The organism is Streptomyces sp. CB02009 (assembly GCF_001905825.1).
Taxonomy (GTDB): domain Bacteria; phylum Actinomycetota; class Actinomycetes; order Streptomycetales; family Streptomycetaceae; genus Streptomyces.
Genome location: NZ_LIVV01000007.1, coordinates 382,829 through 399,482, shown reverse-complemented (window position 1 = coordinate 399,482; position 16,654 = coordinate 382,829). Strand labels below are relative to the sequence as shown.

Below are 16,654 nucleotides of genomic sequence, written 5' to 3'. Positions count from 1 at the left end.
GACCGTGTGTCACGGTCCCGGGCCCCCTCGTCGTGCCGTACTAGGCCTGCGGCAGGTTCGCCAGCTGGGCCTCGATGCGGGCGATGTCCTCGTCCGCCTTGGCGAGGCGGCCACGGATCTTGTCGACCACGTTGTCCGGGGCCTTGGCCAGGAACGCCTCGTTGCCGAGCTTCCCGTTCGCCTGGGCCTTCTCCTTCTCGGCGGCCGCGAGGTCCTTCGCGAGACGCTTGCGCTCCGCGGCCACGTCGATCGTGCCCGAGAGGTCGAGCGCGACCGTCGCGCCGGCGACCGGCAGGGAGGCGGTGGCGGCGAAGCCCTCGCCCTCCGGCTGGAGGCGCAGGATCTGGCGGATGGCGGCCTCGTGCGCGACCAGCGGGGTGCCCTCGACGGTGAGGCGGGCCGGCACCTTCTGGGCGTCCTGGAGGCCCTGCTCCTTGCGGAAGCGGCGGACCTCGGTGACGACCCGCTGGACCAGCTCGATCTCCTGCTCGGCGGCCTTGTCGCGGAAGCCGCTGTCCTTCGGCCAGTCGGCGACCACCAGGGACTCGCCCCCGGTGAGGGTGGTCCACAGGGTGTCGGTGACGAACGGGACGATCGGGTGCAGCAGCCGCAGCATGACGTCCAGGACCTCGCCGAGGACCCGGCCGGAGACCTTGGCGCCCTCGCCGCCCGCGAAGAACGTGGTCTTCGACAGCTCGACGTACCAGGCGAACACCTCGTCCCACGCGAAGTGGTAGAGGGTGTCGGCCAGCTTGGCGAACTGGAAGTCCTCGTAGTAAGCGTCGACCTGGGCGACCGTCTCGTTGAGCCGGGACAGGATCCAGCGGTCCGTCGCCGACATCGCCGAGGCGTCCGGCAGCGGGCCCTCGATCGTGGCGCCGTTCATCATCGCGAAACGGGTCGCGTTCCAGATCTTGTTGGCGAAGTTACGGGACGCCTGGACCCAGTCCTCGCCGATCGGGACGTCGACGCCCGGGTTGGCGCCCTTGGCCAGGGTGAAGCGCAGGGCGTCGGAGCCGTACTTGTCCATCCAGTCCAGCGGGTTGACCGTGTTCCCGAACGACTTCGACATCTTCTTGCCGAACTCGTCGCGGACCATGCCGTGGAACGCGATCGTGCGGAACGGCGGCTGGCCGTCCATCGCGTACAGACCGAACATCATCATCCGGGCGACCCAGAAGAACATCAGGTCGTAGCCGGTGACCAGGACGGAGTTCGGATAGAACTTCTCCAGGTCCGGGGTCTTCTCGGGCCAGCCGAGCGTGGAGAACGGCCACAGGCCGGACGAGAACCACGTGTCGAGGACGTCGGTGTCCTGGGTCCAGCCCTCACCCGTGGGCGTCTCGTCGTCGGGACCGACGCAGACCAGCTCGCCGTTCGGGCCGTGCCAGACGGGGATGCGGTGGCCCCACCACAACTGACGCGAGATGCACCAGTCGTTGAGGTTGTCGACCCAGTCGAAGTACCGCTGCGACATGTCGGCCGGGTGGATGTCGACCCGCCCGTCGCGGACCGCGTCGCCCGCGGCCTTGGCGAGGGTCTCGACCTTGACCCACCACTGCAGCGACAGACGCGGCTCCAGCGTCGTCTTGCAGCGCGAGCAGTGGCCGACGGAGTGGACGTACGGGCGCTTCTCGGCGACGATCCGGCCCTCGGCCCGCAGGGCGGCGACGATCGCGGAGCGCGCCTCGAAGCGGTCCAGGCCCTGGAAGGGGCCGTGGACGGTGATCACACCGCGCTCGTCGAGGACCTCGATGGACTCGAGGTCGTGGCGCTGGCCGATGGCGAAGTCGTTCGGGTCGTGGGCGGGGGTCACCTTGACGGCGCCGGTGCCGAACTCCGGGTCGACGTGCGTGTCGGCGACGACCGGGATGGTCCGGTCCGTCAGCGGCAGCTTGATCTGCTTGCCGATCAGGTGCGCGTAGCGCTCGTCGTCGGGGTGGACGGCGACCGCGGTGTCGCCGAGCATCGTCTCCGCACGCGTGGTGGCGACGACGATGGTGTCCTCGCCCTCGCCGTACTTCATGGAGACGAGCTCGCCGTCGTCGTCCTGGTAGTCGACCTCGATGTCGGAGATGGCCGTCAGACAGCGCGGGCACCAGTTGATGATGCGCTCGGCGCGGTAGATCAGACCGTCGTCGAACATCTTCTTGAAGACCGTCTGGACCGCGCGGGAGAGACCCTCGTCCATGGTGAAGCGGTCGCGGCTCCACGCGAGGCCCTCACCGAGGCGGCGCATCTGCCCGGCGATCTGCCCGCCGGACTCGGCCTTCCACTCCCAGACGCGCTCGACGAAGGCCTCGCGGCCCAGGTCGTGGCGGGACTTGCCCTCCTTGGCGAGCTCACGCTCGACGACGTTCTGGGTGGCGATGCCGGCGTGGTCCATGCCGGGCTGCCACAGCGTCTCGAAGCCCTGCATGCGCTTGCGGCGGGTGAGGGCGTCGATCAGCGTGTGCTCGAAGGCGTGGCCCAGGTGGAGCGAGCCGGTGACGTTCGGCGGCGGGATGACGATCGTGTACGCGGGCTTCTCGCTCTTCGCGTCCGCCTCGAAGTAGCCGCGCTCTACCCAGCGCTCGTACAGCGGCCCCTCTACCTCGGCCGGCGCGTACGTGGTCGGCAGTTCGGTGGTGGGCGCTGTCTGCTGCTGAGTGTTCTCGGTCACGAGGCCAGTTTAGGGGTGTCCCGGTGCTGTCCTGAAACGCTTTGGTTCGGTAACGGTGTGGGCCCCGCCGCACTGCCACCCCACCGGTTCCGCCAGGATGTTCGGTAGGCATAAACATCCTGTGAGGGGAACCTGTCGATGAGCTACAACCAGCCGGGCCCGTACGGCCAGCAGCCGCAGCAGCCCGGGCCCTACGGCCAGCAGCCGGGCCCCTACGGGCAGCAGCCGCAGCAGCCCGGGCCCTACGGCCAGCAGCCCGGTTACGGCTACCCCCAGCAGGCCCCGCAGGGCGTCCCGCCGCAGCAGCCGCCGTACGGCTACCCGCAGCAGCCCCAGCAGCCCGGCCCGTACGGCCAGCAGCCCCCCTACGGCGCCCCCCAGGGCCCCGGCGGCTACGTCCCGCACCCGCCGGCCCCGAAGAAGTCGAAGGCGGGCTGGATCATCGGCGCGGTCGCGGTGGTGGCGGCGATCGGCGTGGGCGCGTACTTCGTGCTGGGCGGCAGCGGGAACAGTGCCGTGGCCGACGACACCAAGGGGTACAAGATCACCCCGGCGGCGACGATCGGCGAATACAAGAAGGAGGGCGCCGGCAAGACCGGCGACCTGACCCCCGAGCAGAAGATCGCCGCCGACGCGATGGGCATCAAGAACCCGCAGCAGGCGCAGGCCTCGTACAAGGCCGGCGACGCGACCGATCCCCTCAAGGGCAAGAACATGAGCCTGAACGGGATGTGGGGTGAGGTCGCCGATCCGGAGAAGGCGATCGACGCCGCGTTCGCGAACTACGGGAAGAACCAGGGCAGCAAGTCCGAGGACGTCAAGGTCACCCCGGTCGGCAGCCCCGAGGACAAGACCCCGGCCGGGTTCGAGGGCGCGCTGATGAAGTGCCAGAACCTCACCCTCGAGAGCACCAAGGCGCAGACCACCCCGGGCCCGAAGTCGTTCACGGTGCCCACGTGCATCTGGGCGGACTACGGCACCGTGGGCGTCGTCAACGCGCTCGACCCGTCGACGATGCTGACCGGCGGCCAGGGCTTCACCCTCGACCAGGTCGCCGAGCTGACGGCCCAGCAGTACAAGGCCTCGCGCAGCAAGGCCTGACATCGGCTCCGTGCGGGCCCAGCCGACCAGAGGCCCGGCTGGGCCCGCACGAGAAGATCGACCCGGAGCAGGCCGAGGATCACAGAGAACCGGCCAAAACCCCGGCTGTGCCTGGTGCCGCACTCCCCGTTCCTGCTCCCCTGAGGTAGATCGAACACTCGTTCCCTACCTCAGGAGCATTCATGGCCCGCGCGAACCTCCGGCGGCTGGTCACCGGCCTCGTTCTCACCGGAGCGGCGATCGCAGCCCCTCTGGCGACCGCGGCACCCGCGTCAGCGACGCAGAGCAGCTGCATCATCCACATGTCCGACCTCGGCTACGTCATCGGCCCGAAGGTGCGGTCGGCCTGCGGTTGGCCGGCCGATCACTTCCCGATCTGGAAGCCCAGCCCCGCCTGCATGGGGATACTCTCCGACATCGGGGTCAGCAACTGGCAGCACCGCTACAGCGCGTGCATGCGGGCGTGACACCTACGTGAACGAAAGGGGCGCCCCGCCGGTCGGCGGGGCGCCCCTTTCATGTCCGTGCGGCTCAGGCCGACTTCTCGTGCCTGCCGTCGTTCTTCACGATCCGCGGGACCAGCGTCGGGTTCACGTTGTTGCGGACGACGTCCGCCGTGATGACCACGCGGGCCACGTCCTTGCGGGACGGGACCTCGTACATCACCGACTGGAGGACCTCCTCCATGATGGCCCGCAGGCCTCGCGCGCCGGTGCCGCGGAGGATCGCCTGGTCGGCGATGGCCTCCAGGGCCGGGCGGTCGAAGTCCAGCTCCACGCCGTCGAGTTCGAAGAGGCGCTGGTACTGCTTCACCAGGGCGTTCCGCGGCTCGACCAGGATCTGGAGGAGTGCCTCGCGGTCCAGGTTGTGGACGGAGGTGAGGACAGGGAGGCGGCCGATGAACTCGGGGATCATCCCGAACTTCACCAGGTCCTCCGGCATGACCTCCTGGAACTGGTCGCTCGCCTCGATCTCGCGCTTGGAGCGGATGGTCGCCCCGAAGCCGATGCCCTTGGCGCCCGCCCGCGACTCGATGATCTTCTCGAGGCCGGCGAAGGCGCCGCCCACGATGAAGAGCACGTTCGTCGTGTCGATCTGGATGAACTCCTGGTGGGGGTGCTTCCGGCCGCCCTGCGGCGGCACCGAGGCCGTCGTCCCTTCCAGGATCTTCAGGAGGGCCTGCTGCACGCCCTCGCCGGAGACATCGCGGGTGATCGACGGGTTTTCGCTCTTACGGGCGACCTTGTCGATCTCGTCGATGTAGATGATCCCGGTCTCGGCCTTCTTGACGTCGTAGTCGGCCGCCTGGATCAGCTTCAGCAGGATGTTCTCGACGTCCTCGCCGACGTAGCCGGCCTCCGTCAGCGCCGTCGCGTCGGCGATGGCGAACGGAACGTTGAGCATGCGCGCCAGCGTCTGGGCCAGGAGCGTCTTGCCGGAGCCCGTGGGGCCCAGCAGCAGAATGTTGGACTTCGCCAGTTCGATGGCGTCGTCCCGCCCCGCGCCGCCGCCGTTCTCGCCGGCCTGGACGCGCTTGTAGTGGTTGTACACCGCGACCGAGAGGGCCTTCTTCGCGGGCTCCTGCCCGACGACGTACCCCTCGAGGAACTCGTAGATCTCGCGGGGCTTGGGGAGTTCCTCCCAGCGCACCTCGCTCGTCTCCGCGAGTTCTTCCTCGATGATCTCGTTGCAGAGGTCGATGCACTCGTCGCAGATGTACACACCGGGTCCCGCGATGAGCTTCTTCACCTGCTTCTGGCTCTTTCCGCAGAACGAGCACTTGAGCAGGTCGCCGCCATCACCGATGCGTGCCACGAGGTGCTTCCCCTTCGCCTGGGAGCGCCTGGTTCAGCGACTCCTGGTGCCTCATATTCGACGGTACCTTGCCGGGCCCCCCGTTCGGGCCCCCCTTGGCACGGTTCACATGGTCGGGATTCGGCCATGCGCACCGTGCCGCGGGAAGGTCGGGCGTCAGTGTGCCGCGGCGGCCGTGCTCTTACGGGTCGAGACGATCTGGTCCACGAGGCCGTACGCCAGGGCGTCCTCGGCCGTGAGGATCTTGTCGCGCTCGATGTCGTCGCGGATCTTCTCGATCGGCGTCGAGGAGTGCTTGGCCAGCATCTCCTCGAGCTGGCTGCGCATGCGCAGGATCTCGTTGGCCGCGATCTCCAGGTCGGAGAGCTGCTCACGGCCGGTGCCGCCGGACGGCTGGTGGATCAGCACGCGGGCGTTCGGCAGGGCCATCCGCTTGCCGGGGGTGCCGGCGGCGAGCAGCACGGCCGCGGCGGAGGCCGCCTGGCCCATGCAGACCGTCTGGATGTCCGGCTTCACGAACTGCATCGTGTCGTAGATCGCCGTCAGCGCGGTGAAGGAGCCACCGGGGCTGTTGATGTAGATGGAGATGTCGCGGTCCGGGTCCATCGACTCCAGGCACAGGAGCTGCGCCATGACGTCGTTGGCGGAGGCGTCGTCGATCTGCACGCCGAGGAAGATCACGCGCTCTTCGAAGAGCTTGGCGTACGGGTCGTACTCGCGGATGCCCTGCGAGGTGCGCTCGACGAAACGCGGCACGACGTAGCGGTTGTCGATCGGCGCGCCGGTGTAGAGGCCGCTGGCGGAGAGGTTGTTCTGCATCTGGGTGTTCACCGTCCTGGTGGCGTTCGGTGGGCTGGGGCTCTTGGGTGGGCGGTCGGGCTCAGGCGCCCGTGCCGCCGCCGCCCGGAACACCTGCGGCGTGCGTGATGATGTCGTCGATGAGGCCGTACTGCTTGGCCTCCTCCGTGGTGAACCAGCGGTCGCGGTCACCGTCACGGATGATCGCCTCGACGGTCTGGCCGGAGTGGTGCGCGGTGATCTCGGCCATCCGCTTCTTCGTACGGAGCAGGTACTCGGCCTGGATCTTGATGTCGGAGGCGGTTCCACCGATGCCGGCGGAGCCCTGGTGCATCAGGATGTCGGTGTTCGGCAGCGCGAAGCGCTTGCCGGGGGTGCCGGCGGTGAGCAGGAACTGGCCCATCGAGGCCGCCATGCCCATGCCGATGGTGACGACGTCGTTCGGGATGAACTGCATGGTGTCGTAGACCGCCATGCCGGCCGTCACCGAGCCGCCGGGGCTGTTGATGTACAGGTAGATGTCCTTCTCCGGCTCGGCGGCCAGGAGGAGCATCTGGGCGGTGATCTTGTTGGCGATCTCGTCGTCGACCTGCTGGCCGAGGAAGATGATCCGCTCGCCGAGCAGCCGGTTGTAGACATGGTCGCCGAGGCCGCCACCGATGGACGGCTCACCCGCGGCGTAAGGCTTCAGATTCGTCACGTATCCACCTGCTCGTCTCCGACGGCCAGGGCCGTCTCAGCGTCTCGTACCGAGGGCACTGCCCTCTCTTCATGGACCCTAACGCGCAGGTGGGACAACGCCATCCCGGTTCCCGAACTGTTCGCTGGGAGCGCAAGGTAGTTGGAGGCGCATGACCGGGTCCTCGGACGTCCGCGGGCCCGTACGCACTGGAGTGCGTACGGGCCCGTGGAGCGGGGTCCGCGCGGGGCGGAGGGCCCCTTACTTGTCCTCGGAGACCTCGGCCTCGCCGGTGACGGCCTCGACGGCCTCGGCGGCGGTCTCGACCTCGTCCTCGTCGTCGGAGAGGTCGACGACCTCACCGTTGCTGTCGAGGACCTTGGCGGCCTCGACGACGACCGCGAGGGCCTTGCCGCGGGCGACCTCGCCGACGAGCATCGGCACCTGGCCGCCCTCGGCCACGGCCTGGGCGAACTGGTCGGGGCTCATGCCGGAGGAGGCGGCACGGCGGAACAGGTGCTCGGTGAGCTCCTCGCGGGAGACGTCGAGCTTCTCCTTGTTGACGAGCTCATCGAGGATGAACTGCGTCTTGATGCCCTTCTCGGCCTGCTCCTTGGTCTCGGCCAGGAACTCCTCCTCGGTCTTGCCCTGGATCTCCAGGTACTTCGCGAGGTCGAGGCCCATCTGGCCGAGCTGGTGGTGCTCCAGGTTGTGCTTGCGGGTGTTGATCTCGTCCTCGAGAAGCTTCTCGGGCATCGGGACCTCGACCAGCTTGAGGAGCTCGTCGAGGACGCGCTCCTGGGCCTGGGTGGCCTGGTCGAACTGCTTCATGTTCTCGAGGCGCTTGCGGCTGTCGGCCTTGAGCTCGTCGAGGGTGTCGAACTCCGACGCCATCTGCGCGAACTCGTCGTCGAGCTCGGGGAGCTCACGGGCGGAGACGGTGGTGACCTTGACGGTGACCTCCGCGTCCTTGCCCTCGGCGGAGCCGCCCTTCAGCTGCGAGGTGAAGGTGGCCTCGCCACCGGCCTCCAGGCCCTTGACGGCCTCGTCGATGCCGTCGAGCAGCTCGCCCGAACCGATGGTGTACGAGACGTCGCTCGCCACACCGTCGGGCAGGACCTCGCCGTCGACCTTGGCCTCGAGGTCGATGGTGACGACGTCGCCGTCCTGGGCGGCGCGCTCGACCGCGGAGGTCGAGGCGAAGCGCTCGCGGAGCTGCTCCACGGACTTCTCGACGTCCTCGTCGGTGACCTCGACCGCGTCGACGGTGACCTCGATGCCGGAGTAGTCCGGGATCTCGAGCGTCGGGCGGATGTCGACCTCGGCGGTGAAGGCCAGCAGCTCGCCGTCCTTCAGCTCGGTGATGTCGACCTCGGGCTGGCCGAGCGGGTTGACCTCGGCCTCGTTGACGGCCTCGGTGTAGAACTTCGGGAGCGCGTCGTTGACGGCCTCTTCCAGCACGGCGCCGCGGCCGAACCGCTGGTCGATCACGCGAGCCGGGATCTTGCCCTTACGGAAGCCCTTGACCGTGACCTGCTGGTTGATCTTCTTGTACGCCGCGTCGAGGCTGTCCTTGAGCTCCTCGAAGGGCACCTCGACAGTGAGCCGAACCCGGGTCGGGTTCAGGGTCTCCACGGCGCTCTTCACGGTTCGGTCTCCTTGTGGCTGATTCCTGGAATCCACCGGCGCCGCGTGTGGCGGTTCCGGTGGCTCGGCCCGGTCAGAAAGACACACGGGCACGCAGCTTGCATAGTAACCGCAAGCGGGATGACGCCCACAACGTGATCAAGAGCGCGCGAGCTGCCGCGCGTGATCGTCATGGTCGGGGTGGCGGGATTTGAACCCACGGCCTTCCGCTCCCAAAGCGGACGCGCTACCAAGCTGCGCCACACCCCGTCGGTGCGACACGTAGGGTACATGGACGGAGACTGTGCGGCGCCCCCTGATTTCGGGGTGTGCGCGGAGGGCCCCGGAACCGCTACCATGCTCTTCGTGCCGCGGTCCTCGTGACCTGCGGCGCGATGCTGTGCGGGTGTAGCTCAATGGTAGAGCACTAGTCTTCCAAACTAGCTACGCGGGTTCGATTCCCGTCACCCGCTCCATGTACCCGGGGCCGGTCAGGAGTTGTCTTCTCCTGACCGGCCCCGAGGCGTTTCACGGGGTGTCCCCGGACCGTGCGAGATGCCGGGTCGGACGGACGGCCGCAGACTGGGCTGAGATCACGCCCCGTCCTTCTCCGCACCGGAGGCCGTCCATGAAGGACCTGAAGTTCGAGCAGAAGCGCTCGCTGTCCCGCGCCGAGGCGGCGGACCAGCTGACCGCACTCGCGGCCGCCCTGCGGCAGGGCGGGGAGGCCGAGCTGGAGCTGGGGGCGGGGACCCTGAGCCTGCGCATCCCCGACGAGCTCCGCTGCGAGCTGGAATTCGAGGTGTCGGACGGGGAGATCGAGCTGGAGATCGAGTTCACGTGGCCGACGGGCCGCGCGCGGAAGAGCGCGCCCGCGAAGGCGGCCGAGCCGGCGAAGGCCTCGGCGGCGAAGAGCACGACGGCGAACGCCTCGGCGGCGAAGGCCAGACCGGCGAGGGCCGCGAAGAAGACCGCGGCGGCCGGATCGGCGACGCCGGCGAAGCGGGCGTCGCGCAAGGCGGCGGCCGGGCCCGCCCCGGCCTCCGGTGGCGGCCGGCGGACGAAGCAAGCGGCGGCGAAGCCCGAGGCGACCGCCTCGGCCGCCGCCTCCTCCTGACAGTCGCCTCGGAGCGGCCCCGGTGTCCGCCGCTCAGGGCCGTCCCGGGGCCCGCCTCAGAACTTGATCGAGGCGACCGTCTGCGTTATCGAGTCCAGGAAGCGCTGGATGTCGTCGGCCATGCCGGTGGAGGCGAGGAAGAAGCCGAAGAGGACCGCGACCACGGCGGGGCCGCCCTTGAGGTTCCCCCCGCGGATCAGCACCACCAGGATGATTGCCAACAGCAACACCACAGACAGTGAAATGGCCACAACTGATCACACCCTCGGTCGGTCCCGCCTTGCCCACCAGGGAGCCCGTGTCCCGGAACACCCCCCGCTGCCTCCATCGTGCCACCAACCCCCCTGCCCCCGCTGCCTGGTGACGAATCGTCGTGGACAAGATCACGTCGCCCGGCGGACGCGGGTCAGGCGCGGCGGGAGATCAGCAGCAGGGCCCGGTCGTCGTTGACGTCCTTGGCGACGGCCTCGATCAGGTCCCAGGCGACGCCGTCGAAGCCTTCCACGACGCAGCGGTCGGCCTCGCCGGTGAGGCGGTCGATGCCCTCGGCGATGTCCCGGTCGGCGGCCTCGACGAGGCCGTCGGTGAAGAGCATGAGGACGTCGCCGGGGCGCAGGGTCCCCTTGTCCGGGTGGAACTCGGCGCCGTCGTAGACGCCGAGCAGCGGGCCGTCGGCGGCCTTCTCCTCCCAGCGTCCGCTGCCCGCGTGCAGCTGGAGGGCGGGCAGGTGGCCGGCGGAGAAGAGCTCGTAGTCGCCGGACTCCAGGTCGAGGACGAGGTGGATGGAGGTGGCGAAGCCCTCGTCCCAGTTCTGCCGGAGCAGATAGCCGTTGGCCGCGGGCAGGAAGCCGTGCGGCGGGAGCGAGCCGAGGAGTCCGCCGAAGGCGCCGGAGAGCAGCAGGGAGCGGGAGGCCGCGTCCATGCCCTTGCCGGAGACGTCGGTGAGGACGACCTCGAGGGTCCGGCCGCCGTGGGTGCGGGCGGCGACGACGAAGTCGCCGGAGAACGACTGGCCGCCGGCCGGGCGCAGGGCCATCTCGCGGTGCCAGCCCTGCGGGAGCCGCGGCAGGGCGCTCTGGACGCGGATGCGCTCGCGCAGGTCGAAGAGCATGGTGCCGCCGCGCCGCCAGGGCACTCCGACCCGGGCCCGGAACTGGGCGATGAGCAGTCCGAAGAGTCCGCAGGCGGCGACGACCAGGACGGTGCCGGGGGTCACGCGCGCGGGCCCCTGGGTGTACGGGCCGAGGACGATGGACTCGACGATGAGGGCGCCGGCGGCGGCCGCGTACAGGCCGAGCAGGCTGGCGGGGCGCAGCAGCAGTCCGCCGGCGACGATCGGCAGGACGAGGGCGGCGGGTGCGCACCAGACCGGGTCGAGGATCGTGCCGACGGCGATGGCCGGAATCATCAGCAGGAGTGCGGCGAAGGCGAGCCAGTCGGAGCCGTCCCCGCGGAAGTAGTCGACGCCGGATCTGCGCAGCGCGATGCGGGCCCGGCGGGCGCGTCGGCGCATCCGGGCCGCGTACGTCTTCACTCCGCCGCGGTGTCCCATTGGCCTGGACCCTATCCATCCCGTCCGACATCGCGCAGGGGTACCCCTGTGACAATGTGCGCGAAATCGGGTCGCCCCGGGCGGGTGCCGCTGATATCGATGGCATATGACTACTGAACTGCGGGTTCTCGACCCGACCGAGTGGGACCGCTGGTACGGGGTCCTCGAACTCGCCTTCGGGGGTGTGCCCGAGTCGCCGGAGGAGCGACAGCTGTGGCGCGACCTGACCGAGTTCGACCGTTCTCTGGGGGTTTGGGACGGTGACCTGTGTGTCGGTACGGCGGGGGCGTTCTCGTTCCGGCTGACGGTGCCGGGAGGGGCGTCGGTCCCGGTCGGCGGGGTGACGATGGTGAGCGTGGCCGGCACGCACCGGCGGCGCGGGATCCTGACGTCGATGATGCGGCGGCAGCTGGACGACCTGCGGGCGGCGGGCGAGTCGATCGCGGTGCTCACGGCCTCGGAGCCGGAGATCTACGGGCGGTTCGGGTACGGCGTCACCGCGTACACGGCGCGGGCGACGATCGACACGACGCGGGTGCGGCTCACGGTGCCGGAGGGCACGGACGAGGTGCGGCTGCGGCTGGCCGATCCCACCGAGTCCGCGGCGGCGTGCGAGGCCGTGTACGCGCGTCTCGTGCCCAGCAGGCCGGGGATGCTCGCCTCGATGCCCGGCTGGGAGCGCCTCGCGCTGCTCGACCCGGCGGGCGACCGGGAGGGTGCGTCGCCGCGGCTCTGCGTGCTCGCCGAGCGGGACGGGGAGGTCGTGGGGTACGCCCATTACGCGATCAAGCCCGACTGGTCGTTCACGGGGTCGGCGGGGGCGGTGATCGTGCACCGGCTGTTCGGTCTCGACCCGGCGGCGGAGGCGTCGCTGTGGCGGTTCCTCTGCTCGGTGGACCTGACCTCGGAGGTACGGATCCTCAGCCGGCCGGTGGACGACGGCTGGCAGCACCTGGTGAGCGACATCCGGCGCTGCGCGCCGCATCTGCGGGACGCGCTGCATCTGCGGCTGGTGGAGGTCGGGGCGGCGCTGGAGGCGCGGACGTACCAGGCGCCGGTGGACGTGGTGTTCGAGGTGGAGGACGCGTTCTGTCCGTGGAACGAGGGGCGGTGGCGGCTGGTCGGGGACCAGAAGGGCGCGACCTGTGTCCGTACCTCGGATCCGGCTGATCTGACGCTGTCCGTCAAGGAGTTGGGCGCGGCCTATCTGGGCGGGATCTCGCTGGCGTCGCTGGCGGGTGCCGGTCGGGTGCGGGAGCTGCGGGAGGGGGCGCTGGTGGAGGCGTCCGTCGCCTTCGGGTCGCCGGTCGCGCCGTGGCTGCCGCACGGGTTCTAGCCATGGCCGCCCCGCACGGGTTCTAGCCGCGGCCGCCCCGTACGGCTTCCGGCGGGGCTGTCCCGCGGGGGTTCCGGCGGGGCGCGCCCGCCGGGCCCTGTCCGCGGTCTCCCGTCCTCGCCCGCGGGGCGGACGGAAGTCCGGCGGCAGCGTTCAGTGCTGCTGGCAGCCCGGGCACCAGAAGAGGTTGCGGGCCGCGAGGTCCGCCGTGCGGATCTCCGTGGCGCAGAGGTGGCAGGGCAGGTGGGCGCGGCGGTAGACGTAGACCTCGCCGCCGTGGTCGTCCACGCGCGGCGGGCGGCCCATCGCCTCGGGGGTGTGCTCGGGGCGGACCGTGTCGATGCGGTTCAGGCGGACGCCCTCGCGCATGAGCGCGACCAGGTCGGTCCAGAGGGCGTCCCATTCCCGGCGCGTCAGGTCCTTGCCCGCGCGGTAGGGGTCGATGCCGTGCCGGAAGAGGACCTCGGCGCGGTAGACGTTGCCGACGCCGGCGATGACCTTCTGGTCCATGAGCAGCGCGGCGATCGTGGTGCGGGACTTCGCGACGCGGCGCCAGGCCCGGTCGGGGTCGTCGCCGTCGCGGAGCGGGTCGGGGCCGAGGCGGTCGTGTATCGCCCGCTTCTCGGCGTCGGTGATCAGCGCGCAGGTGGTGGGGCCGCGGAGGTCGACGTACGACTCGGGGTTCGCGAGGCGCAGCCGGACCGTGTCGGTGGGCGGCGGGGCCGGGGCGTCCCCGAAGGCCACCTTGCCGAAGAGGCCCAGGTGGATGTGGACCCAGCCCATGCCGGTGAAGCCGAGGAAGAGGTGCTTGCCGTGGGCCTCGGTGGTGTCGAGCACGGTGCCGTCGAGCAGCGCGGCGGAGTCCGTGAACTTGCCCTGCGGGCTGGTCACCCGCACGGACCGGCCGCCGAACCGTTCCCGGTGGTCGGCGGCCAGTCGGTGGATCGTGTGCCCCTCGGGCATCAGGCGGTCGGCTCCTGCGGGTGGTGGGCCGGGATCGGGGGGAGCTCGCCGGTGTTCTCGTAGGCGGTGAGCATGTCGATCCGGCGGGTGTGACGCTCGTCACCGGAGTACGGGGTGCTGAGGAAGATCTCGACGAACTTGGTCGCCTCTTCCTGCGTGTGCATCCGGCCGCCGACGGAGATCACGTTGGCGTTGTTGTGCTCGCGGCCGAGGGCGGCGGTCTGCTCGCTCCAGGCGAGGGCGGCGCGCACCCCCTTCACCTTGTTCGCGGCGATCTGCTCACCGTTGCCCGAGCCGCCGATGACGATGCCCAGGCTGTCCGGGTCCGCGGCCGTCTTCTCGGCGGCGCGCAGGCAGAACGGCGGGTAGTCGTCGAGGGCGTCGTAGATGTGGGGACCGCAGTCGACGGGCTCGTGGCCGTGTGCCGTGAGCCACTCGACGAGGTGGTTCTTGAGTTCAAAGCCGGCGTGGTCGGAACCGATGTAGACGCGCATGAAACCGAGTGTGGCATGTCCGGGGCCGGGTAGCAGGCAGCGGGGTCGGGACCTTCATCCGCCCTGGTACGGACCTTCGACTCTCGCGAAGTGGTCCACACAACGATCCGGAATGAGGTCTTCCGATCAGACCCGTTCCCGGTGTTCAATGCACGGGCTCGCGATCCGAGCGACCCCCACACGCAAGGAAGCGTCCATGAACACGCAACCGACCCTGACGAAGGACGGCGAGGAGACCGGTACCCCCGGGACACCGGACTCCTCCGACGGTCTCAAGGCCGGTCTCAAGAACCGCCACCTGTCGATGATCGCCATCGGCGGCGTCATCGGTGCCGGTCTCTTCGTCGGCTCCGGCTCCGGCATCGCCGCCGCCGGTCCCGCGATCCTGCTCTCGTACGCTCTCGTCGGCGCCATGGTCGTCTTCGTGATGCGGATGCTCGGCGAGATGGCCGCCGCCCGGCCGTCCTCCGGCTCCTTCTCCGCCTACGCCGACCGCGCGCTCGGCCGCTGGGCCGGCTTCAGCATCGGCTGGCTCTACTGGTTCTTCTGGGTCGTCGTGCTCGCCGTCGAGGCGACCGCGGGCGCCAAGATCCTGGAGAGCTGGATCCCCGCCGTGCCGCAGTGGGGCTGGGCGCTCATCGTGATGGTGGTGCTCACCGCCACCAACCTCGGCTCCGTCGCCTCGTACGGCGAGTTCGAGTTCTGGTTCGCGGGCATCAAGGTCGTCGCGATCGGCGCGTTCGTCGTCATCGGCATGCTCGCCGTCTTCGGCGTGCTGCCCGGCTCGGACAACCCGGGCGCCGGATTCGCGCACCTCACCGACAGCGGGGGCTTCTTCCCGATGGGCGCGGGGGCGATCCTCACCGGTGTGCTGATGGTCGTCTTCTCCTTCATGGGCAGCGAGATCGTCACCCTGGCCGCCGGCGAGTCCGAGGACCCGCAGCGCGCCGTCACCAAGGCCACCAACAGCGTCATCTGGCGCATCGGCGTCTTCTACCTGGGCTCGATCTTCGTCGTCCTGACCCTGCTGCCGTGGAACGACAAGTCGATCACGGAGAAGGGCTCGTACGTCGCCGCCCTCGACTCCATCGGCATCGCGCACGCCGGTCAGATCATGAACGTGATCGTCCTCACCGCCGTGCTCTCCTGCCTGAACTCGGGCCTCTACACCGCCTCCCGCATGGCCTTCTCGCTCGGCCGGCGCGGTGACGCGCCCAAGGCCTTCGCCAAGGTCAACAAGCGGGGCGTGCCGGTGGCGGCGATCCTCGGCTCGGTCGTCTTCGGCTTCGTCGCGGTCTTCTTCAACTACAAGTGGCCGGACACCGTCTTCGCGTTCCTGCTGAACTCCTCCGGTGCGGTGGCGCTCTTCGTCTGGCTGGTCATCTGCGTGACCCAGCTGCGGATGCGCGGCATCATCCTGCGCGAGACGCCGGAGAAGCTCGTCGTGAGGATGTGGCTCTTCCCGTACCTGACCTGGGCGACGATCGGCATGATCGTCTTCGTCCTCGGCTACATGATCTACGACGGCGGCAGCGCGCGTGAGCAGGTCGTCCTCTCGCTCCTCGTGGCCGCGCTCGTGATCGTGATCGCCCTGGTCAAGGAGCGGTTCACGAAGGCCTCGGCGGAGGCCGCCCCGGAGCTCTCCGAGCGCGTCTAGCGCCGGGGCACCCACGCGAGAGGGCCCGTCGTTCCTCGGGGAACGACGGGCCCTCTTCCTGTGCGCCGGGGTCCCGTACGGACGGGGTGGCGGCTCAGCCCTTGCGGTCGAGCAGCTTCCACGCGGTCGGCAGGACGCCCATGGCGAGGGCAGCCTTGAGGGCGTCGCCGATGAGGAACGGGGTGAGGCCCGCCGCGACGGCCTGGCCGAGGGTCATGCCGGTGGCGAGCGCCAGGTAGGGCACGCCGACCGCGTAGACGACCGCGGAGCCCAGCACCATCGCGCCGGCCGTGCGGAGCACCGAGCGGTCCGCGCCCCGGCGGGCGAGGGCGCCGACGACGGTCGAGGCGAGCAGCATGCCGAGGACGTAGCCGAAGGACGGCATGGCGTAGCCCGAGGTGGCCTGCGCGAACCACGGCACGCCCGCCATGCCGGCGACCGCGTACAGGGCCAGGGCGAGGAAGCCGCGGCGGGCACCGAGGGCCGTGCCGACGAGCAGGGCGGCGAAGGTCTGGCCGGAGACCGGGACCGGCGAGCCGGGGACCGGGACGGAGAGCTGGGCGGCGAGGCCGGTGAGGGCGGCGCCGCCGACGACCAGCGCGATGTCGCGGGCGCGGCTCGCGGCCACGCTCCCGCTCGCGGGCAGCAGGTCGGCGAGGACGGTCCCCGCACGGAGGGGACGGACGGGGGCGGTGGCGGTGCTCATCGGTACTCCGCGGGGGTGAGGGTGGGCGGGACGCCTTGACGGTATGCCAGGAGTGAACGCTCGATCACCGTCAGCCGCCGACAAAGCGACGGTCGCGTGCTTCGTGGAGATCGAACAAACCGCGTCGATCACACGTCTCGCCACGTGA

The 16,654-nt window shown here is 69.9% G+C and carries 15 protein-coding genes and 2 tRNA genes; 6 read left to right on the top strand and 11 right to left on the bottom strand.

Going from position 1 to position 16,654, the window contains the following annotated elements; genetic code table 11:
* Positions 1 to 40: 40 nt before the first annotated feature.
* Positions 41 to 2,662, bottom strand: a complete 2,622-nt coding sequence (locus AMK27_RS28520) for a valine--tRNA ligase (protein WP_073914030.1) — start codon at positions 2,660 to 2,662, stop codon at positions 41 to 43.
* A gap of 138 nt (positions 2,663 to 2,800) precedes the next feature.
* Between AMK27_RS28520 and AMK27_RS28515 the strand changes: the two genes are divergently transcribed.
* The gene (locus AMK27_RS28515; protein WP_073914027.1) at positions 2,801 to 3,763 is read left to right on the top strand and encodes a hypothetical protein; all 963 of its coding nucleotides are present in this window, start codon (positions 2,801 to 2,803) and stop codon (positions 3,761 to 3,763) included.
* A 182-nt stretch (positions 3,764 to 3,945) separates the two neighbouring features.
* Positions 3,946 to 4,230, top strand: coding sequence for a hypothetical protein (locus tag AMK27_RS28510; RefSeq protein ID WP_073914023.1), 285 nt, complete (start codon positions 3,946 to 3,948; stop codon positions 4,228 to 4,230).
* A gap of 64 nt (positions 4,231 to 4,294) precedes the next feature.
* Here the strand turns inward: AMK27_RS28510 and clpX are convergent, their stop codons facing one another.
* The 5 genes from clpX to AMK27_RS28485 all read right to left on the bottom strand — a co-directional run bounded on the left by clpX (position 4,295) and on the right by AMK27_RS28485 (position 8,951).
* Entirely contained in the window at positions 4,295 to 5,578 is a 1,284-nt protein-coding gene (gene clpX, locus AMK27_RS28505) for an ATP-dependent Clp protease ATP-binding subunit ClpX (protein WP_024755522.1), read from the bottom strand.
* A gap of 156 nt (positions 5,579 to 5,734) precedes the next feature.
* On the bottom strand, positions 5,735 to 6,397 hold the full coding sequence (locus tag AMK27_RS28500) for an ATP-dependent Clp protease proteolytic subunit (protein ID WP_030317610.1): 663 nt from the start codon (positions 6,395 to 6,397) through the stop codon (positions 5,735 to 5,737).
* A 61-nt stretch (positions 6,398 to 6,458) separates the two neighbouring features.
* Entirely contained in the window at positions 6,459 to 7,076 is a 618-nt protein-coding gene (locus tag AMK27_RS28495; protein ID WP_073914018.1) for an ATP-dependent Clp protease proteolytic subunit, read from the bottom strand.
* Between the two features lie 240 nt (positions 7,077 to 7,316).
* Complete coding sequence (gene tig / locus AMK27_RS28490; protein ID WP_073914014.1) at positions 7,317 to 8,702, bottom strand: trigger factor; 1,386 nt, start codon at positions 8,700 to 8,702, stop codon at positions 7,317 to 7,319.
* Between the two features lie 172 nt (positions 8,703 to 8,874).
* A tRNA-Pro gene (locus tag AMK27_RS28485) sits at positions 8,875 to 8,951 on the bottom strand.
* Between the two features lie 132 nt (positions 8,952 to 9,083).
* On the opposite strand from AMK27_RS28485, the gene AMK27_RS28480 reads away from it, so the two are divergent.
* Both AMK27_RS28480 and AMK27_RS28475 read left to right on the top strand, forming a co-directional pair.
* Positions 9,084 to 9,157, top strand: a tRNA-Gly gene (locus AMK27_RS28480).
* 152 nt (positions 9,158 to 9,309) lie between these two features.
* Positions 9,310 to 9,798 (top strand): amphi-Trp domain-containing protein, encoded by a 489-nt coding sequence (locus AMK27_RS28475; protein ID WP_073914010.1) that lies wholly within the window; start codon positions 9,310 to 9,312, stop codon positions 9,796 to 9,798.
* Between the two features lie 56 nt (positions 9,799 to 9,854).
* Here the strand turns inward: AMK27_RS28475 and AMK27_RS28470 are convergent, their stop codons facing one another.
* Positions 9,855 to 10,049 carry a hypothetical protein gene (locus tag AMK27_RS28470; RefSeq protein WP_015033610.1) on the bottom strand — a complete coding sequence of 65 codons (195 nt, stop codon included), beginning with the start codon at positions 10,047 to 10,049 and terminating at the stop codon, positions 9,855 to 9,857.
* A 155-nt stretch (positions 10,050 to 10,204) separates the two neighbouring features.
* Positions 10,205 to 11,350 carry a PP2C family protein-serine/threonine phosphatase gene (locus AMK27_RS28465; protein ID WP_073914005.1) on the bottom strand — a complete coding sequence of 382 codons (1,146 nt, stop codon included), beginning with the start codon at positions 11,348 to 11,350 and terminating at the stop codon, positions 10,205 to 10,207.
* Positions 11,351 to 11,456: 106 nt separating this feature from the next.
* On the opposite strand from AMK27_RS28465, the gene AMK27_RS28460 reads away from it, so the two are divergent.
* Positions 11,457 to 12,686 (top strand): GNAT family N-acetyltransferase, encoded by a 1,230-nt coding sequence (locus AMK27_RS28460; RefSeq protein ID WP_073914000.1) that lies wholly within the window; start codon positions 11,457 to 11,459, stop codon positions 12,684 to 12,686.
* Positions 12,687 to 12,839: 153 nt separating this feature from the next.
* Here the strand turns inward: AMK27_RS28460 and AMK27_RS28455 are convergent, their stop codons facing one another.
* Together AMK27_RS28455 and AMK27_RS28450 are read right to left on the bottom strand one after the other, a co-directional pair.
* Positions 12,840 to 13,649, bottom strand: coding sequence for an Fpg/Nei family DNA glycosylase (locus tag AMK27_RS28455; protein WP_073913995.1), 810 nt, complete (start codon positions 13,647 to 13,649; stop codon positions 12,840 to 12,842).
* A complete protein-coding gene (locus tag AMK27_RS28450) occupies positions 13,649 to 14,143 on the bottom strand; it encodes a ribose-5-phosphate isomerase (RefSeq protein ID WP_073913990.1) in 495 nt (164 codons plus the stop codon). Before AMK27_RS28450 ends, AMK27_RS28455 begins: the two co-directional genes overlap by 1 nt.
* A 196-nt stretch (positions 14,144 to 14,339) precedes the next feature.
* Here AMK27_RS28450 and AMK27_RS28445 point away from each other — a divergent pair, with 196 nt between their 5' ends.
* Positions 14,340 to 15,800 (top strand): amino acid permease, encoded by a 1,461-nt coding sequence (locus AMK27_RS28445; RefSeq protein WP_073913985.1) that lies wholly within the window; start codon positions 14,340 to 14,342, stop codon positions 15,798 to 15,800.
* 94 nt (positions 15,801 to 15,894) lie between these two features.
* On the opposite strand, the gene AMK27_RS28440 is transcribed toward AMK27_RS28445, so the two are convergent.
* The gene (locus AMK27_RS28440) at positions 15,895 to 16,506 is read right to left on the bottom strand and encodes a biotin transporter BioY (protein WP_073913980.1); all 612 of its coding nucleotides are present in this window, start codon (positions 16,504 to 16,506) and stop codon (positions 15,895 to 15,897) included.
* Positions 16,507 to 16,654 lie beyond the last annotated feature (148 nt).